Genomic DNA, 22,970 nt, shown 5'->3' on the forward strand with positions numbered 1-22,970 from the left:
TTCAGCAGCGCGGAACGCCCATGCCGATCAGCTCGGCACCGGTCAGGGTCAGGTAGCCCTGCGTCACGTGACGGGCCCGCGCGAGGAACCAGCGCGACAGGCGCGGCGGGTAGTAGCTGGCCATGCGCCGCGACCAGTAGTCGAACCGATCCGCGCGGATCGGGGCCGCGCGGTAGCTCGGGCCGTGAAATCCGAAGCGCGTTGCCGGGCTGACGCAGACGTCGCCCGCGCCGAGATAGAGCGTGCAGGCCGAGTGGCAGTATCGCCCGCGTATCTCGACCCGGTCGCCGCGAGCGCGGATCTGCGAAATCTCGTCGATGCGGGTTCGGAGCCGCCCGCCGGGATCGTCGCCGACGACATGCACGACGCCCCCGCCCCGCTCGTATTGCGGCGCCGCCCGCATCGGCAGGGCGGCCCCGAACAGCAGAATGGCGACCGCCAGCCCGTGAAAAAGGCACTTCGCAACAACAGACGATGACATGAACCCGAACCCTTTCCCGTGGCGCGGGCCACCCCGCTGCGCGGCAAGGAACGGGATTCGGTTTAAGGAGCGGTTGAGCGGCGATTTTGTCTCGATTTGTCGGGAAAATCGCGGCGCTGCACACGGCGGATTGACGCCGACCGCGCGGCACCCACAAGGTTTCGGCATGAGCGAAACGATTGCTTCCGACGCGGAAACCAAGCCGCCGCGGCGCCGCCGTGAGCGGCTGAGCCTCCGCGAGTGGCTGCACGCCCTCTGGGGCGTCTGGGTGCTGATGGACCAGCGCAACCTCGGGCTGATCGCGGCTGGCGTGGCCTTCTACGCGTTCCTCTCGCTGTTTCCGGCCATCTCGGCGGTCATCGCGATCTGGGGCTACTGGTCGGATCCGATCGTGATTTCGGACCAGATGGAACTGCTCAGCGAGATGATGCCCGAGCAGGCCTACGAGCTGCTCTCGACGCAGGTCGGCCAGCTCATCACCGCGAACCGCTCGACACTGCAATGGACCTCGGTCATCTCGATCGTGGCGGCGATCTGGACGACCCGGGCCTCGGTCGCGGCACTGATCCGCGGCCTCAACGCGGTGAGCCAGGCGCCCCACCGCGCGAACCTCTTCCGCAGGGTCGCCGTGGCGGTGTTCCTGACGACGTTGCTTGTGCTGGTGGCGCTGGTGGCCTTTGCCTCGGTGGTGATCCTGCCCGCCGCGCTGACCTTTCTCGGGCTGCCGTTCCACGTCGAGCTCGCGGTCGCGGCGGTGAAGTGGCTGGTGCTGCTGGCGGTGGTCTTCTTCGCGATCGGCCTGCTCTATCGCTACGGCCCGAACCGGCGGCAGTCGCGGATGCGCTGGCTGACCCCGGGCGCGCTTCTCGCGCTGATCGGCTGGGGGCTCGGGTCCTGGGCGCTGACCACCTACGTGCGCAACTTCGACCGTCTGAACGAGGTCTACGGCTCGCTCGGCGCGGTGGTGGCGCTGCTGCTGTGGTTCTACATCAGCGCCCTCATCACGCTGCTCGGCGCGCAACTGAATGGCGAACTCGACCGGCTGCGCGCGGCCCGCGGAAAATGATACGAATTTTTTGAAACCGCGCGGAACGCTTTCCGGGCAATCGCGTTCTTATCTCAAGGACGCCTGTACCGTCCTGTCCCTGAGCGTGCCGCGACCCTGTCCCGACTTCCCTCACGCGGCACGCACCCTACACGCCCCGCTCTCTTCCGAGAGCGGGGCTTTTTCATGAACTCATGCCGGGCCGCAGGTCCGGGCCGTGCCGTCTGGCACGCCCGGTCCGGGAGCGGGCAGCGTTCGCGCAGTCGAGAGAGAACGGGAGATGCGGGGCTCTGCCCCGTCCGCGCGCTGCGCGGACTCCCCGGGATATTTCGGGCCAGAAGAAGCGCCCGCGGAGAATCCGGGGTCAGGCGGTGCGGACCGCCCCCGAGGCGTCCGCACGATCACCCATGATGTCGAAGAGCCGCAGCAGGATCAGCGTCACCGGGATGGCGACGATGCCGCCGAGCGGGCCCCAGAGCCAGAGCCAGAAGACGAGGGCCACGAAGATCAGGAAGGGGTTGATCTGCACGTGGCGGCCGACCAGCGTGGGCGTCGCGAACTGGGCCTCGATCATGTTCAGCGTCAGGAAGCCCGCCGCCGGCGCAAAGGTCATCAGGCCGTCGAAGTTGACGACCCCGGAGAGCAGCAGGCCCGCCGCGATCGCCGCCGGCCCGAGGTAGAGGACGAAGTTCATCAGCATCGCACCGATGCCCCAGACCACAGCGCCCGGCACGCCGATCGCCATCAGGTAGGCCCCGGTGGCCACGCCGAGCGCGGCGTTCACGATCGAGACCGCCGCGAAGTAGCGCGAGACCATCCGTTCGGCGTCGGTCAGGCGTTGCATGATCATGGGCGTGTCGGCGCCACCGCCGATGCGGAACGACATCCACTGGTAGATCTCGCTGCGGGTGAGCAAAAAGAAGAACAGCGCACCGAGGAAAATCAGCATCTGCCCGAGGATCACCGGTGCCAGGAACATGGCGTCGGTCATGCTTGGTATGTCGGAGCCGCCATCGCCCGCAGCCGCACCGTTGCCGAGCGCCTGTTCGACTTCGCGGTTCATCTCGCCCAGGCCCTGTATCAGGCCGCGGTACTCGAAGAGCAGCTTTCGTATCTCGTACTTGATCGAGGGGATCTCGTCGATCACGGCGGTCACATAGGGTTCGACCATGTAGGCCAGCGCGAATATCGTGAAGAACATCATCACGATAAGCCCCAGCGCAACTGCGCCGCGTGGAAGGCCGATGCGTTCGAGCCGGTCGGCCAGGGGCGCAAAGATAACCCCCACAACCATGGCGAGGATGAGGGGGGCAAAGACGTCTTCCGCCGTCTTCAGAGCAAATAGGAGCACGCCCGCCGCTACGATCGCCGACGAGACGCGCAGCACCGTGTCGGAGACGAAAGCTGGTCGTTTCATGGCTTGTAAACGAGGCAGGCATCGAAAGGTTCCCAAGGGGCTTTCCATCGGGAGACGCCTTGCGTCCGGCGGGTCTCCGCCACATCTGTGCATTCAAGGGAACCCGCGCGCCGCGTTGCGCATTGAGCAGGGTCTGAACAGGAGCGCGAGTTTCATGGCCACAGAGAGCCCGGCCCGCCCGGTGGGAGAAATCGTAGATCGGCTGGACAGCGCGACGAACCAGCCCTCGCTCAGCGTGCATGACCTGCTGGAGGAGTTCGGGGAAAGCTCGTTCCTGCCGGCGCTGATGGTGCCGGCGCTGCTCACGGTCTCGCCGCTCTCGGGCATCCCGCTGTTTTCGACCGTCTGCGGTCTGACCATCGCCTTCATCGCGGGCCAGATGCTTCTGCGCCGGAGCCACCTGTGGCTGCCCGGTTTCATAATGCGACGCCGCATCGACGGCCCCAGGGCCCGCACGGCGGTGTCGAAGCTGAGGCGCCTCAGCGACTGGCTCGACCGTCACTCACGCCAGCGGTTCCGGGTGCTCACCGTGCCGCCGTTCCGGCAGTGGCTCTACCTGCTTTGCTTTCTTTGCGGCGCGGCGATGCCGTTCCTGGAACTCGTGCCGTTCTCGTCGTCGCTGCTCGGCACCGCCGTGATGATCATGGCGACGGCACTTCTGGCGCGGGACGGGCTGCTGGCGCTCATCGGCAGTGTCGTGATCGGCGCCGTGGCGATCGGCGTTCCGCTCTTCGCCTTCGGCGTAATCTGAGCCTCGCGACGACCGGAAGGGCCGTCTAGACCACGGCCGCCCAGTTCAGCACCAGCACCACGATCACCGCGACGGCGAGCAACACGAGAAAAAGCTTGGTCGCACTCCGCCCCTTGCGGCGGTCCTGAGGCGTTTCCGGCAGATGATCGGGCCGGTCGCTGGCGCCTGCGTCGCCCGGTCCGGCGCGCACGTCGCGGGGGTGTTCGGGGTCGCGTTCGCTCATGATCTGATCCTCCTTTGGTCAGTTCTGCGCCGGTGACAGGCGCTCTCGGGTCTTCGGGTCCACAGCCACAGCCTCGCGTGCCTCGCGCCAGCCCGTGTCTTCGAAGCGGAAACAGCGGGTGCCCGCATCACGGAAGCGACCGCCACGCGCGACCATGCGCGTGACCCGCGCGTCGGTTTCGTCGAGATCCAGCAATGCAAAATCGTTCTCCTGGCCGCGCAGGCGGGTCGAGAGCCCGGTGCCGACGTGCACCTGCAAGACCTGTGCGCCGTGCTTTCGCGACAGGAAGGGTTCGGTCCGCCAACGATGCAGGTGGCCGGAGAGCACAAGGTGCGCCCCGCATTCGGCAAGCTGCTCCAGCGCCTTGTTGGCGTTGGGCATCAGGCTCTTCTCGACGTCAGCGTCCTGTTCGAACGGATGATGCGCGAGCACCACGCGTATGCCCTCGGGGACGTCGGAGAACAGCTTGCAGGCCTGTCGCATCTGCCGCCAGCGGACCTTGCCGCGCTGCCACCGGAACCGGTCGACGGTGTTGAAGCCGACGGCCACCAGCCCGTCCTGCCGGTGCACCGGGAAGAGATCGTCGCAGATATGATCCCGGTAGTGCCGCCAGGGTCGAACGAAGCGTTGCCAGAGGTTGTCGAGCGAGACGTCGTGATTGCCAGGCACCGCCAGCCAGGGAGCCTCGAGACGCGCGAGGAAAGCCTGCGCCGCGCGATACTGGCTGCGTCGCGCCCGCTGGGTGAAATCGCCCGTCACCGCGACCAGATCGGGCTCGGCGTCGTTCACGGCGGCGATCAGGGGGTCGAGCAGCTCGGCGTCGGTGCGGCCGAAGTGCAGATCCGAGATATGCGCGATGCGGATCATTCTGTGGGCTCGTCTTCCTCCGGAACCATGACGCGAAGCGGCACGTCGCGCAGGCGAATGCGGATCGGCGTCTGCATCAGCGCCTTCTCCCCGTCGCGGGCCACGAGCGTGTGCCTTCGGTTCATGTGAATGGTGATGTCCTTGGCGGTCTCGAGGTCGAAGTCCGCCCCCTTCTGGGCCGCGCCCCCCGCCAGCTTCAGCGCCGTCCGCATGAGGTCGAAGCGGCTGGTCCCCTTGGCGGTGAAGAGCGCGAACTTGCCGTCTCGCACGGCGTCCACGCCGTCGAGGTTGAAGCGTTCGAGCTGGTAGGCGCTGTTGCCGACGAACAGCAGTGGCGTGCGCAGCCGCATTTCGCGGTCATCGAGCGTGATGCGCAGCTTCAGCGGCTTGCGGAAACCGAAGAGCGCCAGCAGCACCGACCAGTAGGCCGCCATGCGCGACCGGCCCCAGCGGCTGTAGATGCTCTCGCGCCGAAGCAGGATCAGCGGGTAGACCCCGAGGCTGGCGTTGTTGAGAAACACCTCGCCGTTCACCTCGCCCAGCGGCATGTCGCGGAGCTTGCCCGTGGCGAGGGCGGTGATCGCGCCTTCCATCTCCTGCGGAATGTTCAGGCCCCGCGCGAAATAGTTGAAGGTGCCCTGGGGGATCACCCCCATCGGCTTGCCCTCGGCATGGGCGGCAGAAGCGACTGCTGCGATGGTGCCGTCCCCACCTGCGGCCACGAGGATGTCGGCCCCGCTGCGACGCAACCCGTCGCGCGCGACCTCTTCCAGGTCGCGCTGGCCGTCGGGCACGATGATCTTGGCCTCGAGCCCGGCGTCGTCGAGCAACGCCGCGATGCGCGCGCGCCGGTCGCCTTCGGCGTGATCGCCGGACTTCTCGTTGAGGATGACACATACTGAGCGGAGCGCAGGCACCGTGATCTCCTGTCTGAACCCATGATCAACGTCGCCACGGACACAGGGTTCCCTCGCCCGGGAAAAAGGCAACCGCCCGTGCGATGAGAGAAAATCCGCGCGGATCGGGGCGACGGGAGATGCCGAATCGAATAGCGTACCTATATGTCGCCCTACCGCGTCGTTCTCCCCGCACGACCCGAAGACCTGTGAAAGGAGACCCGCCGCCATGGCCCGAAGCCCAGAGCCTGCCCGCACCGCTGTAATCGTTGCACATGGCAGCCCGTCCGACCCAGAAAGCCAGGAATCGGCGCTGAGCGCGCTTGCGTCCCGCGTCGACGCGCGGATGGACGGCTGGCACGTCAGCAGTGCGACGCTGGCGGCCAAGGGGCGGCTCGAAGCCGAGGTCGAGGCGCTCGGCAAGCCGCTGATCTACCCGTTCTTCATGGCGCGCGGCTGGTTCACCGGGCAGGTTCTGGCCAAGAAGGCCCGGGAAATGGGGGTCCGGATGCTCGACCCCTTCGGCGTGGAAGCGGGTCTCGTTCAATGCGCGCAGCGCGAACTTGGCAAGGTGCTGGCGGAACGTGGCTGGAAGGCCGAGGAAACCGCGCTCGTGGTCGCCGGGCACGGCAGCGCGGTCTCGCGCACCAGTGCCGACAGCGCCTATGAGTTCGCCCGCGCGCTGCACGCCGGCATGGGGTTCACCATCACGCGGACCGGCTTCGTCGAACAGCCTCCGTTCATCAAGGACGTGGCGCAGGGTCTTGGCCAGGCAGTCTGCCTTCCGTATTTCGCGCAGCAATCGGGTCACATGGACGACGATGTGCCCGCCGCGCTGGCCGCCGCCGGCTTCGATGGACCGATGCTGCCGCCCTTAATCTCGTGGACCGACACGCCGGCGCTGATCGCCGAGAGCATCGCGCGGCAGGGCGAGATGTTCGAAACCTCCGCCCCCTGACCGCGCCTGCCGGGCGCGTCAGCCCGGCACGGCCTCGGCGGCTTCGATCCCTTCGACATCCAGCACGACCGGTCCCTTGCCCGCGACCGGCGCGCCGTCGCGCATGAACCGCAGGTCGACACGCCTGTCGCCAATGCGGCGGCTCAGGTGGATGACGCCACCCTCTTCGCGCACCGTGCAGTCGGCGGTCAGGAAGAACTCCGGATCGGCCGCGCGCAGGGCCAGAAGCCGGCGGGTCAGCGCCAGCTTGTCGCGCCCGAAGGACGTCGTGGGCGGCTCGGGATCGAGCGGGTCGCGGTTGTCGGGATCGGTCAGGGCGAAGCTGCCGATCTCGGTGCCCTGGTAGACATCCGGCACGCCGGGCACGAGGCATTTCAGAGCCTGTTGCACCAGCGATAGCCGTTCGCCCGCCGCCACGATGCGCGCGAGCGCCGGAGGCACCTCGCGCCGCCAGTCGGCGAGCAGCGCCTGCCCGAAGGCCGCGGCCTGCCGTTCGGCGGCCTCGTCCGGCTCGGTCCATGTGCTGAGCTGGCGGGCCTCGCGCAGCGCCTTCTCGAGGTGCGCCGCGAGACGCGCGTCGAGATCGTCGCGCTCGGGCTGCCACATCGCCACGGCGGTCTGCAGCACGTACCAGCGCACATGGGCCTGCGGCGCGCCGGTGGTGGCATGGGGCGCAGCGGCCTGCCAGAGCTGCCGCAACGCCTCGCTGTCATGGGTGAGCGCGATCAGCCGGGCACGGGCGTCCTCGGCGCGCTTGCTGTCATGGCTCGACGACAGGCTCAGCGCCTTCGGCCAGCGCGCCTGCCGGTCGCTGCACCATGCGGCGAAGGCTTCGGCCGAGAGCGGCGATGCGTCGGGTTCCGAGCCCACCTCGCACTCGGCGAGATTGCGGGTGTAGCGGAAAAAGGCGGTGTCCTCCTGCGCCTTGGCAACCACCGCACCGGTCACCTGCTGGAAGCGGCGCACGAAGCCGTAGGTCTCGGGGCCCTCGGGGCCGTCGAAGAGCGTGCGCAGGGCATCGAGCGTGCCGGTGTCGTCGAGCAGCTTCGCCGCGCGCTCGAAGCTGTGGCGCAGCAGGGCCTCGTCCTCGGCGCGCGCGCCGTCGGGGGTCACGTAAGAGCGATATTGCGGGAACACCATCAGCAGCGCGCGGATCGCGGCGCTGAGATCGGCGGCGTCGCGCGGGCGCGCCTCGCGCTCGGCCAGCGCCTTTTCCGCGCGGGTGGTCATCTCGACCAGCTCCGCCCGCAGATCGGTATCGAGGATCAGCGCCCGGGTCTCGAGACACATGTCCTCGTAGTCGCCGGTGATCCCGGTCGCCTCACGCCAGAAGCGGTCGAGCGCGTCGCGGCCCTCGGGATCGGTGAGCAGCCGGGAGATCCGGTCCGAGACCTCGTAGCCGGTGGTGCCCTCGATCGGCCAGGAGGTCGGCATCTCCTCGTCGCCGGTGAGGATCTTCTCGACCCAGACAGGGCAGTCCGGACCGACTTCCTCGCGCAGGCGGCGCATGTATTCACCCGGCCAGGCCAGCCCGTCGACGTGGTCGATGCGCAGACCCTGCACCAGCCCCTCGCGCACAAGCGCGACCGGCAGCGCCATCATCGCCTCGAAGACCTCGGGGCGCTCGATCTGCATCCCGATCAGCGTGGTGACGTTGAAGAAGCGCCGATGTGTCAGGCGGCGGCGTTCCCGCTCCCAGAAGCGGAGTTGCCAGTGCTGCCCCGCCATCATCGTATCCCAGTCGTCGATCTCGGCGGTGCCGGGCGCAAGCGGCAGCCAGCCGCCCTCCCACTCGAGCCGCTCGTCGGCGCGATTCACGTGGAACGCGCCGTCGGCAAGCATCGTGTCGTAGCGTTCGGGCAGGATCGGCAGGATCAGCCCGTAGCTCCAGTCGATGTCGAAATAGTCGGCATAGCGGCTCTCGGCGCCATATTTCAGCGCGTCGAACAGCCACGGGTTCTCGACGCTCAGCACCGTGTGGTTCGGCACGAGGTCCAGCACGATGCCGAGACCCAACGCCTGCGCGTCGCGGGCGAGCCGCTCGAAGCCCTCGCGACCGCCAAGCACCGGGTCGATCTCGGACGGATCTGCCACGTCGTAGCCGTGGGTGCTGTCGCTCTCGGCGGTGAAGATCGGCGACAGGTAGAGCTGGCGCGCGCCAAGGTCCGCGATGTAGGGCAGGAGCGCGCGGGCACGGTCGAAATCGACGCCTTGGCGCAGTTGCAGGCGATAGGTGGCGGAAAGCGGGGTCATGATCGGATCCTGACAGCGATGGCAAACGGGTCGGCGAGCGGATCGCCGAGCGCGAAGTCGGGGTCGTCCACGGGCGCGGCGCCGGACGCGGGCGCGCCAAGGGCAAGCAGCATCTCGATCTCTCCGCCCTCGAACGGCCAGCGCACGTGATACGCCTTGTCGCCGTGGCGCGTGACCTGCCCCGGCCCGGTGTCACCCGACCGCAGGAGCGGCACGATCCGCGCCCGTCTCAGCGCGAGAAGCTCCTTGGTCAGCAGCCACCAGCGTGCGGCACGCTCGGCATCGGGCGCGGGATAGGGGCAGGCAAGGTCCATCGCCCGCGGCCCGGCTGGGTCGGGCATGCGGCTGACGTCGTAGTCCAGCCGCCCGAGCTCGCCGGCGCGCCCCTTGCGCACGGCCTCGCGGCCGTCCTCGTCGGGAGGATCGCAGAAGAAGGGAAACGGCGCCTCGCTGCCCTCTTCCTCGCCCATGAAGAGCATCGGCAGGAACGGCATCAGCAGCAGCGCTGCGTGGATGACGCGGCCGGTCTCCTCGCCCACGAGGGTCAGCAACCGCTCGCCGTTGGGCCGGTTGCCGATCTGGTCGTGGGTGTGGTTCGAGTTGACGAAGGCCGTCCACGGCAGATGCGAGGCCGGGGCGCCGCGCGGGCCATGGCCGGGAATGTCCTGCCCCTCGTCGACCTGCCCGTGCGCGAGGGCATGGGCGAGATGACCGAAGGGGTCGTCGGCGAAACGCTCGTAGTAGCCCTGCGTCTCGCCGGTGAGTGCGACATGCAGCGCGTTGTGCCAGTCGTCGTTCCATTCGGCGTCGAAGCCCTGCTCGCGCAGGTGCGGCAGGTTGCGCTCGTCCTCGCAAACAAGGTGGATCGGCCGGCCCCGGTCGCGGGCCCGCAGCGTGTCGCGCAGCTCGAGCATGAAATGCCGCTCCGACTCGTCGCGGATCTGGTGGACGGCATCGAGGCGGAAGCCGTCGAGCCGGTAGTCCTCGATCCAGCCCAGCGCGGACTCGAGGAAGAAGGCGCGCACCTCGGGCCGGTGGAAGTCGATCCCGTCACCCCAGGGGGTGGGCGTGTCGGTGTAGAATTGCGGCGCGTAGCTCGGCAGGTAGTTTCCGAACGGCCCGAAGTGGTTCATCACGAGATCGAGCAGCACCATGATGCCCTGCTCCTGCGCCGCACGGACGAAGGCGCGCATCTCGTCCGGCGTGCCGTAGGCCGGATGCGGCGCGCGGTTCAGCACGCCGTCATAGCCCCAGCCGCGAGCCCCCTCGAACTGCGAGACCGGCATCACGTCGAGCGCCGTGATGCCCAGCGCGGCCAGCTCCGGCAGGCGGCGCTGCGCCGCGGCAAAGGTCCCTTCGCGCGTGAAGGAGCCGATGTGCAGCTCGAAGATCACCGCCTCTTCCAGCGGCCGCCCGGCCCAGGGGCGGCCCCAGTCGAACCGCGCGGGATCGACCGTCAGCGAGGCGCCGTGGACCGTGTCGACCTGCCGGCGCGAGGCCGGGTCGGGGCGGTCCTGCCCGTCGACGCGGAAGACATAGGGCATGTCGGGGCCGGCCTCGGTCTCGAGCGACCAGCGACCGTCGGGCCCGGGCTGCATGGGCTGCGCACGCCCGTCGAGCACCAGCGCGACCTCCGTTGCCGCAGGTGCCCAGAGGCCGAAGTGCCAGCGCCCCTGTTCCAGCGGAGTTGCGCCCCACACCGGCAGGCTCATTCCGACGGCTCGCCGTTCTGGAAGATGGTCACCGCCTGCCCCGAGATCGTGACCTTGCCGCTTGCAGCCTCGTTGCAGGTCACCGGTGTGCAGGCGCTGTCGATGCGCTTGTGCCAGTCGCCCTCGGGCAGCGTGAACTCGCAGTCGTCTCCGGCGTTCGCCACGATCAGCAGGTCGGGGCAGCCCTCGCGGGTGTGCTGCAGACCGGTCACCGGCAGACCTTCATCCTGCCAGTCGCCGTCTTCCATCTCGCGGCCCTCGGGGTGCCACCAGACGCTTTCCGTCGCCTCGGGGCGCGGCCAGAAACCCTCGGGCGCAAGATGGCCGCGCCATTCGCGACGGAAGGCGATCAGGCTCGCCACCGCCTCGACCATCTCGGGGCGGGCGCCTTCCCAGTCGATCCAGGTGATCTCGTTGTCCTGGCAGTAGGCATTGTTGTTGCCGTTCTGGCTCTGCCCCATCTCGTCACCCGCGAGCAGCATCGGCACCCCGTGCGAGGCGAAAAGCGTGGTGAGCATCGCCTTGGCGCGGCGCAGGCGGGCCCCGTCGATCTGCGGGTCGTCGGTCGGCCCCTCGACGCCGAGATTGTGCGAGAGGTTGTGGTCGTGGCCGTCGCGGTTGTCCTCGCCGTTGGCCTCGTTGTGCTTCTCGTTGTAGCTGAGCGTGTCCCACAGGGTGAAGCCATCGTGCGCGGCAAGGAAGTTGACCGAGGAGGTCGCCGGGCGGCGCGAATGGTTGAACTGCGTCGGGCTGCCCATGAGCCGCTGCGCCAGACGCGGCAGCCGGCCCGGATCACGCCGCCAGAAGGCGCGCGTGTCGTCGCGGAACTTGTCGTTCCACTCGCGGAAGGGCCACGGGAAGCCGCCTACCTGGTAACCCTCGTCGCCGATGTCCCAAGGCTCGGCGATGAGCTTCACCTGGCTCAGCACCGGGTCCTGACGCAGCGCGTTGAAGAAGGCGCCCTCGCGTTCGAAGCCCGCCGGTTCGCGGCCCAGCGTCGAGGCAAGGTCGAAGCGGAAGCCGTCGACATGGCAGACCTCGACCCAGTAGCGCAGGCTGTCCATCACCATCCGCAGCACCATCGGGTGCGCGATGTTCAGCGTGTTGCCGCAGCCGGTGGTGTCGAAGCAGTGGCGCTTCTCGTCGGCCAGCAGGTAGTAGCTGGCGTTGTCGATGCCGCGGAAGCTGAGCGTCGGGCCCCACTCGTTGCCCTCGGCGGTGTGGTTGTAGACCACGTCGAGGATCACCTCGATGCCGGCGTCGTGGAAACGCTTCACCGCCTGCCGGACCTCGCGCACGTCTTCGGACGCAAGGTAGTTGCGGTTCGGGGCGAAGAAGCCGAGCGTGTTGTAGCCCCAGTAGTTGCGCAACCCGCTCTCGACGAGCCGCTGGTCCTGCACCATGGCGTGCACCGGCAGAAGCTCGATGGCGGTCACCCCCAGCTTCTGCAGGTGTTCGATGATCGGCTCGGAGGCGAGCGCCTTGAAAGTGCCCCGGTCCGCCTCGATCACGCCGGGATGGCGCATGGTCATGCCGCGCACGTGCGCCTCGTAGATCACGCTGTCGGACCACGGGGTCGCCGGATGGCTCTCGGCCTCCCAGTCGAAATCGGCTTCGGCGACGATCGACTTGGGCATGAAGGGGGCGCTGTCCCGCTCGTCGAACTCTAGATCCGAGGTGCCGACCGGGTAGCCGAACAGCGCCTCGTTCCACTCGAGCGTGCCGCGAAGGGCCTGCGCGTAGGGGTCGAGCAGCAGCTTGTTGGGATTGAAGCGATGCCCATCTTCCGGCGCGAAGGGGCCATGGACGCGGTAGCCATAGGCCTGCCCCGGGCCGATGCCCGGCAGGTAGCCGAACCAGATACCGCCCTCGCTGCGCGGCAACTCGAGCCGGGCAAGCTCGCTGATGCCCTTGTCGTCGTAGAGACAAAGCTCCACGGCCTCGGCATGGTCCGAGAAAAGGGCGAAGTTCGTGCCTTCGCCGTCGGGGCGGGCGCCAAGCCACGCCGCTCGGCCTGCGGTCACGTCGAAGGATACGTCGCGGGGATCGGCCCGAAGGGACTTGTCGAACATCTGTGCTCTCGGAAACAGGTTGCAAAAATGCGGCACGGTCTGCCCGCACTACAGCTAACGCTGCAGCTGCATCACGGTTCCCTGCTGCACTGCAGAACGCCAATGGCGGAATTGCATCGGAAAAGCCGAAGCAGGGCCGACGCAAATTTTAATTTATGAATGAAGCGGAATGCCGGATGACTGTCGGACGCGGTCACGGGAAGGACAGGGCAATGGCAACGGAACGGATCGACACGCTCGTCATCGGCGCGGGACAGGCCGGCATCGCCATGAGCGAACACCTCGGACGGGCCGGCGTGCCGCATCTCGTGCTCGAACGCAGCCGCATTGCGGAACGCTGGCGCTCGTGTCGGTGGGACTCGCTCGTCGCCAACGGGCCGGCGTGGCATGATCGTTTCCCCGGCATGACCTTCGATGGCGACGGAGAGGCCTTTCCGGGCAAGGAGGCCGTGGCCGACTACTTCGAGGATTACGCCCGCCAGATAGATGCGCCGGTGCGCTGCGGCGTCGAGGTCACGCGGCTCACCCGGCTCGAGGGGCGCCCCGGCTTCCGCGCCGAGACCTCCGACGGGGTGATCGAGGCGCGCTCGGTCGTGGCCGCCACCGGTCCGTTCCAGGTGCCGGTGATCCCGCCCGTGGTCCCCGAGACCGAGGGCCTCACGCAGATCCACTCCGCCGCCTACCGCAACCCCGACGCCCTGCCCGCGGGGGCGGTGCTGGTGGTGGGCGCGGGTTCGTCCGGCGTGCAGATCGCCGACGAACTGAACCGGGCCGGGCGCGAGGTCTATCTCTCCGTGGGCCCGCACGAACGCCCGCCGCGCCGCTATCGCGGACGCGATTTCGTCTGGTGGCTCGGCGTGCTCGGCAAGTGGGACATCGCCGCCCCGGCGCCCGGCACCGAGCACGTCACCATCGCGGTGAGCGGCGCCAACGGCGGGCGCACCATGGACTTCCGGCAGCTCGCCGGCGAAGGCATCACGCTGGTCGGACGGACCGAGGCCAGCGACGGTCGCACCGTGCGCTTCGCGCCCGATCTTGCCCGCAACATCCGCGCCGGAGACGACAGCTACCTGCGGATGCTCGACGAGGCCGATGCCCATGTCTCCCGCAACGGCCTCGACCTGTCCGAAGAGCCCGAGGCGCGCCGCCTGTCCCCTGATCCCGCCTGCATGACCGAGCCGCTCGAGAGCCTCGATCTCGAGGCGGCAGAGATCCGCACGATCATCTGGGCGACCGGCTACCGGCAGGATTTCGACTGGATCGAACTCGACACTTTCGATGCCGACGGCCGCCCCGTCCACCAGCGCGGCGTGTCGGCGGAACCGGGGCTCTACTTCCTCGGCCTGCCGTGGCTCTCGCGGCGCGGGTCGAGCTTCATCTGGGGTGTCTGGCACGACGCCCGGCACATCGCCGACCAGATCCTCATACAGCGCAATTACGCCACCTACGACGAGGCAGCCCGGCGCGCCGCCGAGTGAACCCGTCCGCCACGGAACCAGTCACGGAGACCCTATGGCCCACACCCGCATCCGCCCCTTCAACACCCGCGACACCTACCCCGAGCAGAGCCTCGACAACGACCTTTCGCAGGCGGTGGTCACGCAAGGGGGCCGCATCGTCTGGCTGCGCGGCCAGTGCCCGCAGAACCTCGACGACGCCAAGAACATCGACAGCCACGATCCCGTGGAGCAGACCCACAAGGTCATGCAGAACATCGTGCAACTCATCGAGGAGGCCGGCGGCTCGATCGAACATCTCGTGAAGGTCGTCGTCTACATCACCGACGTGCGCCACCGCGAGGCGGTCTACCGGACCATGGGCGAATACATCAAGGGCGTGCACCCGGTCTCGACCGGGCTGGTCGTGCAGGCGCTGGCGCGGCCGGAATGGCTGGTCGAGATCGACGGCACGGCGGTGATCCCGGACTGAGCCGCCGGTACACACGACAGGCAACGGAGACAGAATGACCTTTTCCCTCGTGGCGCGCTGCGCCGAGACCGGACAGTTCGGCATTGCCATTTCCTCGTCCTCGCCGGCGGTGGCGGCCCGCTGCGCCTTTGCCCGCGCCGGTGTCGGCGCGGTCGCCTCGCAGAACGTCACCGACCCCAGGCTGGGGACGAGCGCGCTGGACCTGATGGAAGCAGGCCGCACCGCCGCCGAGGCCATCGCCGCGCTGCAGGCCGAAAGCGATCACATGGCCTATCGGCAGGTGCTGGCGATCGACGCCACGGGCAGCAACGCCATCCACTCCGGGCCGAACTCGCTGGGGATCTGGACGCAGGCACAGGGCCGCGACGTCGCCTCGGGTGGCAACCTGCTTGCCAACGATGGCGTGCCGGCGGCCATTGTCGCGGGCTTCGAGACGGCATCGGGCGCGCTCGGAGACCGGCTGATTGCCGCGATGCGCGCGGGTGTCGCGGCCGGCGGCGAGGCCGGGCCGGTCCATTCGGCAGGCCTGCTGATCGTCGACCGCGAGGCATGGCCCTACGCCGAACTGCGCTGCGACTGGATCGACGAGGGCTGCCCGATCGAGGCCATCGCCCGCGCCTGGGAGGTCTACGCGCCGCAGGCGGACGACTATGTCACCCGCGCGCTCGATCCCCGGGCGGCGCCGTCATACGGGGTGCCGGGCGACGAGTGATCGCGCCGTTTCACGCCGAAACAGGGTCGAAATGAGACTCTACCCCCGCCGTCTCGGCGCGTCCGACGGGGCGACCATGCCCGGCACGTAGCTGTCGGAAATGAGATCGCGGCAATAGTCCACGAAGGTCGTGACCAGCCGCGTCGGACGTTGCCGTGCCACGCGCAGCAGCCCCATCGTCATGCCCTGCGGCGCCCCGGCGATGCGCACCGCGACCACGTCACGCCCGTCCATCGCCACCGAGTTGCGCGGCCGCGCGTTGGCGATGCTGTAGCCGAAGCGGTTCGCAACCATGGTGCGCAACACGTCGAACTGCTGCAGCCGGGCGGCGATGCGCGGCGTCAGCCCCTCGCGGGCGAACAACCCCATGAAATAGTCCCGCGACAACGGCAGATCGAGCAGGATCAGCTCCTGCTCCGCCAGCTCCGCGAGCGTCACAGCCGCCTGCCCCGCGAGCGGATCGGTCTGCGCCACCATCGCGTAGGGCGCAAGCTCGACGAGCGGCTCGAAGTCGAAACCGTCAGGCACCTCGAGATCGTAGCTCAGGGCGACATCCAGTTCGGCGCGCTCGAGCCTGTGCAGAAGCTGCGCGTGATCGGCCACCTCCGGCGCCACCCGCACGCCGGGATGATCGGCAGCGAACCCCTGGGTGATCGCCGGCAGCACCATCGGCGCAAAGGTCAGCAGGCAGCCGACGGAGAGCGTGCCGCCGAGCGTGTCGGTGACCTCGGACGCGGTGTGATAGAGCCTGTTCGCCTGCTCCACGAGCCGCTTTGCCTTGGTCAGCAACTCGCGCCCGGCGGGCGTGAGCGAGAGCCCCTGCGCGTGACGCCGCAGGAAGAGTTGCGCGCCGAGTTCGGCTTCGAGCTGCGAGATCGCCGCCGAGATCGACGGCTGCGAGATGCTGATGCGCTCGGAGGCCAGCGTGATCGACCCGGTTTCCGCCGTGGCGATGAAATACTCGACCTGTCGCAGGGTGAACCGCATGCCCTCTCCTGCCTCAGCCGCTCATGTCTCGGCGATGACCCAGGGCAGCACCTCGGCGATAAGCGCCGCGGTGGCCCGGTCGAAGGCCGCGACGAGGCTGTCGGGCCCGGTGTCCGCCGACTGTTCCACGGCATCGAAGGTGCGGCTTGCGACCACGCTGGCATCGCGCTCGCGCACGAGCCGCAACATCAGGCGCACCCGCACCTCGGCGGCCTCGCTCCCGGCGACGGGTTCGGCCTGGAAATCGGTGAGCTCGCCCAGCAGCGCGTAGTCACCGACGCTCGCCAGCGGCTGCCGCCCGACCGAGGTGAAGGCCCCGGTCTCGGCGAGGCTGCGCAGCAGCAGCGTGCGCAGCATCACGGGCGCCGGATCGGCCCAGCGCACATCTGGCAGATATTGTGCCTGAAGCCGCGCGGGGCGGACCATGATGCGTTCCGTCGACAACGCCCCGCTGGCGATGGGCTCCTCGACCACCAGCTCGACGTTGCGCCGCCGCGCGGTGGTCTCGATGCCGGGGGTGCGCAGCTCGTAGATCTCGAGCGGGCGCGCGGCATCGTCGAGCGCCGAGAGGGCACCGCAGCCGGCGGTGGCAAGAACGAGCGGCAGGAGGGTCAGGCGCATCCACATGGTGTTACCTTCGGTATTCCGGAGCACGGGGGTCAAGGAAGAAGCGGCTCGGGTCGCGCCGGATCTGGCCGATGAGCGCGTCGAGGTTGTCGATCAGAGCGCGGGTCTCGACGGCGAGGCGCCCGAACTGCGGCAGCGCCGTGGCGGCGAAGTCGCGCACCGCCGGCGAGGCCGCGTCGACCGTGCCCTCGATCCCGGCAAAGGCCGCCTCGGCCGACCGGCTGGCCGAGCGCAGCTCCTCGGCCACGGCGGGGATCTCGGCGGCGACATCGCCCACCGCCGCCTCGAGCGTATCGAGCGTGCTGCGCAGGCTCGCGGCGATGCCGCCGATCTCGTCGTTGAGCACGGTGTCGGCGCTGTCGAAGGCCCGCTCGGCGGCGCCCAGCGCGCGGTCGCCGGTCTCGAGCGTGCCGTTGATCGCCGCGAGCGTATCGTTGGCGTTGGCGAAGGTCTCGCGCGCGTCGGCCAGCGTCTGCACCGCGTCCGAGGCCAGCCCGTCGAGTCTCCCCGAGGCCGAGGAAAGATCGCGGCCCACGGTGTCGATGGTGGCCGAGGCCTGCGCGGTCGCCGCGCGGATGTCGTCAAAGATCGCGGCGAGATCGGTGTCGGCGGTCTCGCCGATGCTGCGGATCACCTCCGTCGCCTCGGCGGTGGCGGTGCGCAGCTCGGCGATCAGCGCGCTGGCGTCTTCGGCCAGCATCCCGTCGAGCCGCTGCGCCGCGCTGTCGACACTGCCGGCGGTCTGGTCGAGCGAGGCGATGAGCGTGTCGACGCGCGCAAGGGTCTCCTGCGCCTCCGCCAGCCGCGCGGTGGCGGTACGCCCGGTCTCGGAGAGAGTCTCGGCCAGTGCCTCGGCACTGTCGGCAAGCGCCGCGAAACGCGTCTCGATACCAGTGACAGAGCCGCTCATCCGCTCGGTCGCGGGCCCAAGCGTGCCGGTGATGTAGGCATCGGCCGCGCCCAGCGTTCCCTCGGCCCGGTCGAGCGTCGCACCGCCGCGCGCGACCACGCCACGCGTCTCTTCCGACAGCGCGTTGATCGAGGCGAGCGCCTGTTCAGCCTCGTCAAGCACCCCGCCGAAATCGCGGCTGACCCCGTCGAGCGTGCTGTTGAACCGCTGGATCTCGCTCGCGAAGGTCGAAACCGCCCCGGTGACGCCCGAGAAATCCTCGAGCGCATCCCCGAAGGAGATCGACGACTGCTCCACGTTGGCAAGGATGTTCTCGATCCGCTGGCGGTTCTCGCCCCCCATCAGCTCGCGCAGGTCACGCACGAGATCGAGTGTCTCCGACAGGATCTCGGGCGCGTCCTGTGTCAACGATTGCAGCATCGAGCGACCCGCCTCGATCATCGGAACGCCCTCCTGCGCGTCGCGCAGCAACGGTGCCTCGGGAGTGCCGCTCGAGATGCCGACATAGGCGACGCCGGTCACGCCCTGCGCCTCGATGGTGGCCACGCTGTCGGTGCGCACCGGTGTCTCGGCGCCGATCTCGACCCGCACGCGGATACGGCCATCGTTCGCAGGGGACAGCGCGACGCTGACCACCTGCCCCACCGGCAGGCCGGCAAAGCGCACGTCGGAAGCCGCGCTCAGCCCCGACACCGAGTCGAAATCGACGTCGTAATAGGCGAACTGCCGGTCGAGCTCGACATTGGCGAACCACAGGAAGAATCCCAGCAGCCCCAACAGGCCGAGGATCGCGAAGGCACCGACGAGAACGTAATTCGCGCGCGTTTCCATGGTCAGTCACCTTCCTTGTCGCGGGGGCCGTTCGCCTCGAAGGCGGCACGGGCGCGCGGCCCGGTGAAATACTCGTGCACCCAAGGGTGATCGACCTCCTGCATCTGCTGCAAGCTGCCGGTGACGAGAACCCGCCGCTCGGCCAGCACCGCGATACGGTCGCAGGTTGCACGCAGCGTGTCGAGATCATGGGTCACGAGAAAAACCGTCAGCCCCAGAGACTTGCTGAGATTGCGGATGAGCGCGTCGAAGGCCGCCGCGCCGATTGGATCGAGCCCGGCGGTCGGCTCGTCGAGAAAGACGATCTCGGGGTCGAGCGCCAGCGCCCGCGCCAGTCCCGCCCGCTTGCGCATCCCGCCGGACAGCTCGGACGGATACCTGTCGCCCGCGAGGTACCTGAGCCCCACCATCGAGATCTTGAGGTCGGCGAGGGCCGCGCGCACGTCGGGTGCGAGGCCGGGGATCTTCTTCAGTGGCACCTCGACGTTCTCGCGAACCGTGAGCGACGAGAACAGCGCGCCGTCCTGGAACATCACGCCCCAGCGCTCGTCGAGCGTTTCGCGGGCGGCGGCCGGACCGCCCAGAACGTCGACGCCAAAGACCTCGATCCGCCCGGCGGAGGGCCGTTGCAACCCGGTGATCGACCGCAGCAGCACCGACTTGCCGGTGCCCGACCCGCCCACAACGCCAAGGATCTCGCCACGGTAGACATCGAGGTCGAGCCCCTCGTGCACGACGTTGGCCCCGAACTGGTTGCGCAGGTCGCGCACGCGTATGACCACCTCGGGCGCGCTCACAGCCCCACCTGCGCAAAGAAGATGGAGAACAGCGCGTCGGCGACGATCACAGCGAAGATGGCTGTCACCACCGCGTTCGACGTCATCCGCCCAAGGGACTCGGCGTTGCCCTGCACCTGCATCCCCGCGTGGCAGCCCACCACGCCGATGATGAGCGCGAAGACCGGCGCCTTCACCAGTCCGACGAAGACATGCGACACGTCGGTGTCGGCGATGAGCCGCGCCCGGAACATCGACGGCGAGATGCCGAGGTCGATCCACGACATCAGCGCGCCGCCGATTAGCCCCATGACGTTGGCCACCAGCCCGAGGATCGGCAGCATCAGCAGCAGCGCAAGGATGCGCGGCACGAAGAGCACCGTCGCCGGGTCGAGCCCGAGCGTGCGCATGGCGTCGATCTCCTCGCGCATCTTCATCGAGCCGATGGCGGCGGTGAATGCCGACGCCGTGCGGCCCGCGACGATGATCGCGGTGAGCAGGATGCCCAGCTCGCGCAGGATCGAGATGGCGATGAGATCGACCACGAAGACCTCGGCCCCGAACTGGCGCAGCTGCGCCGAGCCCTGGAACGCCAGCACCACGCCGATCAGGAACGCCATGAGCCCGACGATGGGCACCGCGCGCAGGCCGACGTCGTCGGCATGGGCGACGAGCGCGGTGAAGCGGAACTCGCGCGGGTGGGTCACGACGCGCCAGAGCGCCACGAGGAACAGGCCGAGATAGGCCAGCAGGTCCCGCAGGAAGGCCGCGCCGGTGGCGACCCGCCGTCCGGTGGCCTCGAGCAGCGCGATCAGGCCACGGTCACGCTCGGCCGGGGTCTCGGGGGCCGGCAGGGCGGCGCGGACGGTGTCGAGCAGCAGAAGCGCCTCGTCGCCCGCGTGGCGCAGCCGGGTGGTGCCGCCGCGCTGCGCGATCTGCGCCTCGAGCTCGGCCAGCGCCCACGCGCCCGCCGTGTCCATCCTGTCGACACCGGCCATGTCCACCACGAGATCACCCGCCCCGCGCGCCGGGGCGAGGCTGTCACGCAGCGCGGTGACCGTGTGCACCGTCAGCGCGCCACCCAGCGTCAGGACGCCGGCCGCGCCGTCGCCGCTGAAATCGCTGGTAAAACCCTCTTCGCTCATCGGGGTCGTCTCTGTCTGGTCCTGTCCACTTCCGCCCATCCTGACCCGGTCCGGGCGGGCTCGCCAGAGCGTCGCCGGGACCGTGCCGAAGTCTTCTTGCGGGTGCGGCATGATAGGCGCGTTTTGCAGCGCAGGCGATGACTTGCACCGGGAAAGCGGCCCCCTGCCCTGCGGCAGATCGTGGCGGGTCAGCGAGCGCAGACCAGAAGGCCGGCCACGTCGAGATGGATCTCGAGGTGATCCGCCAGCGCGTCGAGTGTCGTCTCTACGCCGGCGTCATAGCCGCCTTCGGACGCCACACCGAAGCCCCCGAGCCATGCCGCACGGAAGGCATCGTCGCGGAACATGCCGTGCAGGTAGCTGCCCTGCACCCGCCCGCAGGCGCTCTCGGCGCCTTCGGGACGCCCCTCGACATGCGCGAAGGGGCGCGCCCGGTCGGGCCCGTCGCTGCGGCCGATGTGGATCTCGTAGCCGTGGAACCCCTGGCCCGTCGCGGCATGGGTGGCGCGGGTCTCGGTCAGCCGTTTCTCGGCGGTCATCACGGTGTCGATGTCGAGCAGGCCGAGCCCGGCATCGGTGCCCGCGTAACCCTCGATACCCTCCGGATCCGAGACCGAGCGCCCGAGCATCTGGTAGCCGCCGCAGATGCCCAGCACCCGCCCACCGCGCCGGTGATGGGCGGCAAGGTCCACGTCCCATCCCTGCGCCCGCAGGAACGCGAGGTCGCCACGCGTCGATTTCGTGCCCGGAAGGATCACAAGGTCGGCATCCCCCGGAATGGCCCGCCCCGGCCCGAGCATGGTGAGCCGCACCCCCGGCTCCTGCGCCAGCGGGTCGAGATCGTCGAAATTCGCGATCCGCGACAGGCAGAGGCACACCACGTGCAGCCCCCCTGCCCGCACCGGCGCATCGACGTCGAGGGCATCTTCGGCGGGCAGCTTCCACGCATCGCGGAACCACGGCAGCACGCCGAAGCCGCGCCAGCCGGTGTGCGCCTCGATCATCGCGTAGCCGTCATCGAAGAGCGACGGGTCGCCCCGGAACTTGTTGACGAGAAAGCCGCGCACCAGCGCCGCGTCGTCAGGGTCGATCACCGCCTGCGTGCCGACGATCTGCGCGATCACGCCGCCCCGGTCGATGTCGCCCGCCAGCACCACCGGCACGCCCGCCGCGCGGGCAAAGCCCATGTTGGCGATGTCGCTGCGACGCAGGTTCACCTCGGCCGGGCTGCCGGCACCCTCGACGATCACCAGCTCATGCGCGGCCGACAGACGTTCGAAGCTTTCCAATACCCGCGCCATGAGCTGCGGCTTCAGACCGGCATAGTCCCGGGCCCGGGTGGTCATCAGTCTTTGCCCCTGCACGACCACCTGCGCGCCGACGTCGGTCTCGGGCTTCAAGAGCACCGGGTTCATGTCGGTGTGCAAGGGCAGCCCGCAGGCCAGCGCCTGCAACGCCTGCGCCCGACCGATCTCGCCGCCGTCCGCCGTCACCGCCGCGTTGTTCGACATGTTCTGCGGCTTGAACGGTGCGACCGACAGCCCGCGCCGCCGCGCCGCCCGGCAGAGCCCGGCCACCAGCATCGACTTGCCCACGTTCGAGCCGGTGCCCTGGATCATCAGCGCCGTCATGCGAGACCCAGCCGCGCGGGCAGCGCGTCGCGAGTCTCGTCGGTGAACCGGAACACCTGCCACCCGCGCGCCTCGGCCGCCGCGATGTTCTCGGCCACGTCATCGACCAGCAGGATGCGGTCCGGCGGCAGGCCCGACCACGCCTCGATCCGGGCGAAGAAGGCAGGGTCGGGCTTCGCCGCGCCCACCCGGCCCGAGCAGAAGACCGTCTCGACATGCGCGCCGTAGCCCATCGTCTCCTCGATGTAGGCGGCCCGGTGGGTCTCGTTGTTGGTGCCGATCACGTGGCGCGCGGGATGCGCCCGCAGCCAGCCCAAGACTTCGGGGTCCGGGTAGGCATCCTTTTCGAACCAGTAGTCGAGAAACGCCCGGCCCGTCAGCGGGTGGCCGCGCGCCTCGAGCCAGTCCGAGACATGCGCCAGAAGGTCGATCCGGCCGCGCAGGATCTCGTCCACCGTGTCGCCGGCAAAAAGGTCGGTCTGCAGGCTGTCCCGCGGAATGCCGAGGTCGGATTCCAGCGTGCGCGTCCAGACCGGGCGGCCGTTGACCATGTTGGCGTTCAGCACGCCGTCGAAATCCCACACGATCAGCGACGGGGTGTTCTCTGTCTCCTGCGGCATGGCGGGTCCTCCTGACAGGCTCTCTGTAACCGCGCAGAGCGCTGCTGCGCCACCCCGTGCCCCGAGGTTTGCGCTTGTTCGCCGCGGGGCGCATGTTACCTCCGAACCGATACAGCCCCGAGCGCAG

Annotated in this window: 21 protein-coding genes; 6 read left to right on the plus strand and 15 right to left on the minus strand. The window is 68.9% G+C overall.

The genetic code is table 11. From position 1 onward, the window contains the following. Position 1: 1 nt before the first annotated feature. A complete protein-coding gene (locus D6860_RS18510) occupies positions 2-481 on the minus strand; it encodes a hypothetical protein (protein ID WP_076622907.1) in 480 nt (159 codons plus the stop codon). A 166-nt stretch (positions 482-647) separates the two neighbouring features. Between D6860_RS18510 and D6860_RS18515 the strand changes: the two genes are divergently transcribed. Further along, positions 648-1,547: a YihY/virulence factor BrkB family protein gene (locus D6860_RS18515; protein WP_017468518.1), complete on the plus strand. Its 900-nt coding sequence runs from the start codon at positions 648-650 to the stop codon at positions 1,545-1,547. Between the two features lie 343 nt (positions 1,548-1,890). Here the strand turns inward: D6860_RS18515 and D6860_RS18520 are convergent, their stop codons facing one another. Beyond that, complete coding sequence (locus D6860_RS18520; RefSeq protein WP_076622908.1) at positions 1,891-2,943, minus strand: AI-2E family transporter; 1,053 nt, start codon at positions 2,941-2,943, stop codon at positions 1,891-1,893. Between the two features lie 154 nt (positions 2,944-3,097). On the opposite strand from D6860_RS18520, the gene D6860_RS18525 reads away from it, so the two are divergent. Then, positions 3,098-3,694 carry an exopolysaccharide biosynthesis protein gene (locus D6860_RS18525; RefSeq protein ID WP_017469006.1) on the plus strand — a complete coding sequence of 199 codons (597 nt, stop codon included), beginning with the start codon at positions 3,098-3,100 and terminating at the stop codon, positions 3,692-3,694. Positions 3,695-3,719: 25 nt separating this feature from the next. Here the strand turns inward: D6860_RS18525 and D6860_RS18530 are convergent, their stop codons facing one another. From D6860_RS18530 to D6860_RS18540, 3 genes are read right to left on the minus strand one after another with little or no spacing between them, the layout of a single operon-like run. After that, positions 3,720-3,917 (minus strand): hypothetical protein, encoded by a 198-nt coding sequence (locus tag D6860_RS18530; RefSeq protein WP_017469007.1) that lies wholly within the window; start codon positions 3,915-3,917, stop codon positions 3,720-3,722. Between the two features lie 18 nt (positions 3,918-3,935). Continuing rightward, on the minus strand, positions 3,936-4,784 hold the full coding sequence (locus D6860_RS18535; RefSeq protein WP_076622909.1) for a metallophosphoesterase family protein: 849 nt from the start codon (positions 4,782-4,784) through the stop codon (positions 3,936-3,938). Beyond that, on the minus strand, positions 4,781-5,701 hold the full coding sequence (locus D6860_RS18540) for a diacylglycerol/lipid kinase family protein (protein WP_076622910.1): 921 nt from the start codon (positions 5,699-5,701) through the stop codon (positions 4,781-4,783). The genes D6860_RS18535 and D6860_RS18540 overlap by 4 nt, the downstream gene beginning before the upstream one ends. Positions 5,702-5,909: 208 nt before the next feature. Here D6860_RS18540 and D6860_RS18545 point away from each other — a divergent pair, with 208 nt between their 5' ends. Then, positions 5,910-6,638: a CbiX/SirB N-terminal domain-containing protein gene (locus D6860_RS18545; protein WP_076622911.1), complete on the plus strand. Its 729-nt coding sequence runs from the start codon at positions 5,910-5,912 to the stop codon at positions 6,636-6,638. An 18-nt stretch (positions 6,639-6,656) separates the two neighbouring features. Here D6860_RS18545 and treY read toward each other — a convergent pair whose 3' ends face one another. The 3 genes from treY to glgX are packed head-to-tail and all read right to left on the minus strand — an operon-like array spanning position 6,657 to position 12,675. Beyond that, entirely contained in the window at positions 6,657-8,891 is a 2,235-nt protein-coding gene (treY, locus tag D6860_RS18550) for a malto-oligosyltrehalose synthase (protein ID WP_083697770.1), read from the minus strand. Then, on the minus strand, positions 8,888-10,603 hold the full coding sequence (gene treZ, locus D6860_RS18555; protein WP_076622912.1) for a malto-oligosyltrehalose trehalohydrolase: 1,716 nt from the start codon (positions 10,601-10,603) through the stop codon (positions 8,888-8,890). Before treZ ends, treY begins: the two co-directional genes overlap by 4 nt. Next, positions 10,600-12,675, minus strand: coding sequence for a glycogen debranching protein GlgX (gene glgX, locus D6860_RS18560; RefSeq protein ID WP_076622913.1), 2,076 nt, complete (start codon positions 12,673-12,675; stop codon positions 10,600-10,602). The genes treZ and glgX overlap by 4 nt, the downstream gene beginning before the upstream one ends. Before the next feature lie 212 nt (positions 12,676-12,887). Here glgX and D6860_RS18565 point away from each other — a divergent pair, with 212 nt between their 5' ends. From D6860_RS18565 to D6860_RS18575, 3 genes are read left to right on the plus strand one after another with little or no spacing between them, the layout of a single operon-like run. After that, positions 12,888-14,153 carry a flavin-containing monooxygenase gene (locus D6860_RS18565; RefSeq protein WP_076622914.1) on the plus strand — a complete coding sequence of 422 codons (1,266 nt, stop codon included), beginning with the start codon at positions 12,888-12,890 and terminating at the stop codon, positions 14,151-14,153. 34 nt (positions 14,154-14,187) lie between these two features. Next, positions 14,188-14,604: a RidA family protein gene (locus D6860_RS18570; RefSeq protein ID WP_076622915.1), complete on the plus strand. Its 417-nt coding sequence runs from the start codon at positions 14,188-14,190 to the stop codon at positions 14,602-14,604. Between the two features lie 34 nt (positions 14,605-14,638). Continuing rightward, entirely contained in the window at positions 14,639-15,316 is a 678-nt protein-coding gene (locus D6860_RS18575) for a DUF1028 domain-containing protein (RefSeq protein ID WP_017468435.1), read from the plus strand. A gap of 39 nt (positions 15,317-15,355) precedes the next feature. Here D6860_RS18575 and D6860_RS18580 read toward each other — a convergent pair whose 3' ends face one another. The 7 genes from D6860_RS18580 to D6860_RS18610 form a co-directional block, all read right to left on the minus strand. Continuing rightward, positions 15,356-16,303, minus strand: a complete 948-nt coding sequence (locus D6860_RS18580; RefSeq protein WP_076622916.1) for a LysR family transcriptional regulator — start codon at positions 16,301-16,303, stop codon at positions 15,356-15,358. Positions 16,304-16,324: 21 nt separating this feature from the next. Then, complete coding sequence (locus D6860_RS18585; protein WP_083697925.1) at positions 16,325-16,924, minus strand: ABC-type transport auxiliary lipoprotein family protein; 600 nt, start codon at positions 16,922-16,924, stop codon at positions 16,325-16,327. Between the two features lie 10 nt (positions 16,925-16,934). Further along, on the minus strand, positions 16,935-18,671 hold the full coding sequence (locus tag D6860_RS18590; protein ID WP_076622917.1) for an MCE family protein: 1,737 nt from the start codon (positions 18,669-18,671) through the stop codon (positions 16,935-16,937). Between the two features lie 2 nt (positions 18,672-18,673). Further along, on the minus strand, positions 18,674-19,468 hold the full coding sequence (locus D6860_RS18595) for an ABC transporter ATP-binding protein (protein WP_076622918.1): 795 nt from the start codon (positions 19,466-19,468) through the stop codon (positions 18,674-18,676). After that, the gene (locus D6860_RS18600; protein WP_076622919.1) at positions 19,465-20,592 is read right to left on the minus strand and encodes an ABC transporter permease; all 1,128 of its coding nucleotides are present in this window, start codon (positions 20,590-20,592) and stop codon (positions 19,465-19,467) included. The genes D6860_RS18595 and D6860_RS18600 overlap by 4 nt, the downstream gene beginning before the upstream one ends. A 188-nt stretch (positions 20,593-20,780) precedes the next feature. Then, on the minus strand, positions 20,781-22,223 hold the full coding sequence (locus D6860_RS18605; protein ID WP_076622920.1) for a cobyric acid synthase: 1,443 nt from the start codon (positions 22,221-22,223) through the stop codon (positions 20,781-20,783). Next, a complete protein-coding gene (locus D6860_RS18610) occupies positions 22,220-22,843 on the minus strand; it encodes an HAD family hydrolase (protein ID WP_076622921.1) in 624 nt (207 codons plus the stop codon). The genes D6860_RS18605 and D6860_RS18610 overlap by 4 nt, the downstream gene beginning before the upstream one ends. Positions 22,844-22,970 lie beyond the last annotated feature (127 nt).

Source organism: Salipiger sp. D13 (assembly GCF_003703915.1).
GTDB classification, from domain to species: domain Bacteria; phylum Pseudomonadota; class Alphaproteobacteria; order Rhodobacterales; family Rhodobacteraceae; genus Salipiger; species Salipiger profundus.

Bases quoted from the DNA above. Each gene is read 5' to 3' on its own strand.
- D6860_RS18580 (WP_076622916.1), bottom strand. From the start codon at position 16,303: ATGCGGTTCACCCTGCGACAGGTCGAGTATTTCATCGCCACGGCGGAA.
- glgX (WP_076622913.1), bottom strand. From the start codon at position 12,675: ATGTTCGACAAGTCCCTTCGGGCCGATCCCCGCGACGTATCCTTCGAC.
- treY (WP_083697770.1), bottom strand. From the start codon at position 8,891: ATGACCCCGCTTTCCGCCACCTATCGCCTGCAACTGCGCCAAGGCGTC.
- D6860_RS18525 (WP_017469006.1), top strand. From the start codon at position 3,098: ATGGCCACAGAGAGCCCGGCCCGCCCGGTGGGAGAAATCGTAGATCGG.
- D6860_RS18585 (WP_083697925.1), bottom strand. From the start codon at position 16,924: ATGCGCCTGACCCTCCTGCCGCTCGTTCTTGCCACCGCCGGCTGCGGT.
- D6860_RS18575 (WP_017468435.1), top strand. From the start codon at position 14,639: ATGACCTTTTCCCTCGTGGCGCGCTGCGCCGAGACCGGACAGTTCGGC.
- D6860_RS18510 (WP_076622907.1), bottom strand. From the start codon at position 481: ATGTCATCGTCTGTTGTTGCGAAGTGCCTTTTTCACGGGCTGGCGGTC.
- D6860_RS18570 (WP_076622915.1), top strand. From the start codon at position 14,188: ATGGCCCACACCCGCATCCGCCCCTTCAACACCCGCGACACCTACCCC.
- D6860_RS18530 (WP_017469007.1), bottom strand. From the start codon at position 3,917: ATGAGCGAACGCGACCCCGAACACCCCCGCGACGTGCGCGCCGGACCG.
- D6860_RS18515 (WP_017468518.1), top strand. From the start codon at position 648: ATGAGCGAAACGATTGCTTCCGACGCGGAAACCAAGCCGCCGCGGCGC.
- treZ (WP_076622912.1), bottom strand. From the start codon at position 10,603: ATGAGCCTGCCGGTGTGGGGCGCAACTCCGCTGGAACAGGGGCGCTGG.
- D6860_RS18590 (WP_076622917.1), bottom strand. From the start codon at position 18,671: ATGGAAACGCGCGCGAATTACGTTCTCGTCGGTGCCTTCGCGATCCTC.
- D6860_RS18600 (WP_076622919.1), bottom strand. From the start codon at position 20,592: ATGAGCGAAGAGGGTTTTACCAGCGATTTCAGCGGCGACGGCGCGGCC.
- D6860_RS18535 (WP_076622909.1), bottom strand. From the start codon at position 4,784: ATGATCCGCATCGCGCATATCTCGGATCTGCACTTCGGCCGCACCGAC.
- D6860_RS18545 (WP_076622911.1), top strand. From the start codon at position 5,910: ATGGCCCGAAGCCCAGAGCCTGCCCGCACCGCTGTAATCGTTGCACAT.
- D6860_RS18565 (WP_076622914.1), top strand. From the start codon at position 12,888: ATGGCAACGGAACGGATCGACACGCTCGTCATCGGCGCGGGACAGGCC.
- D6860_RS18605 (WP_076622920.1), bottom strand. From the start codon at position 22,223: ATGACGGCGCTGATGATCCAGGGCACCGGCTCGAACGTGGGCAAGTCG.
- D6860_RS18610 (WP_076622921.1), bottom strand. From the start codon at position 22,843: ATGCCGCAGGAGACAGAGAACACCCCGTCGCTGATCGTGTGGGATTTC.
- D6860_RS18520 (WP_076622908.1), bottom strand. From the start codon at position 2,943: ATGAAACGACCAGCTTTCGTCTCCGACACGGTGCTGCGCGTCTCGTCG.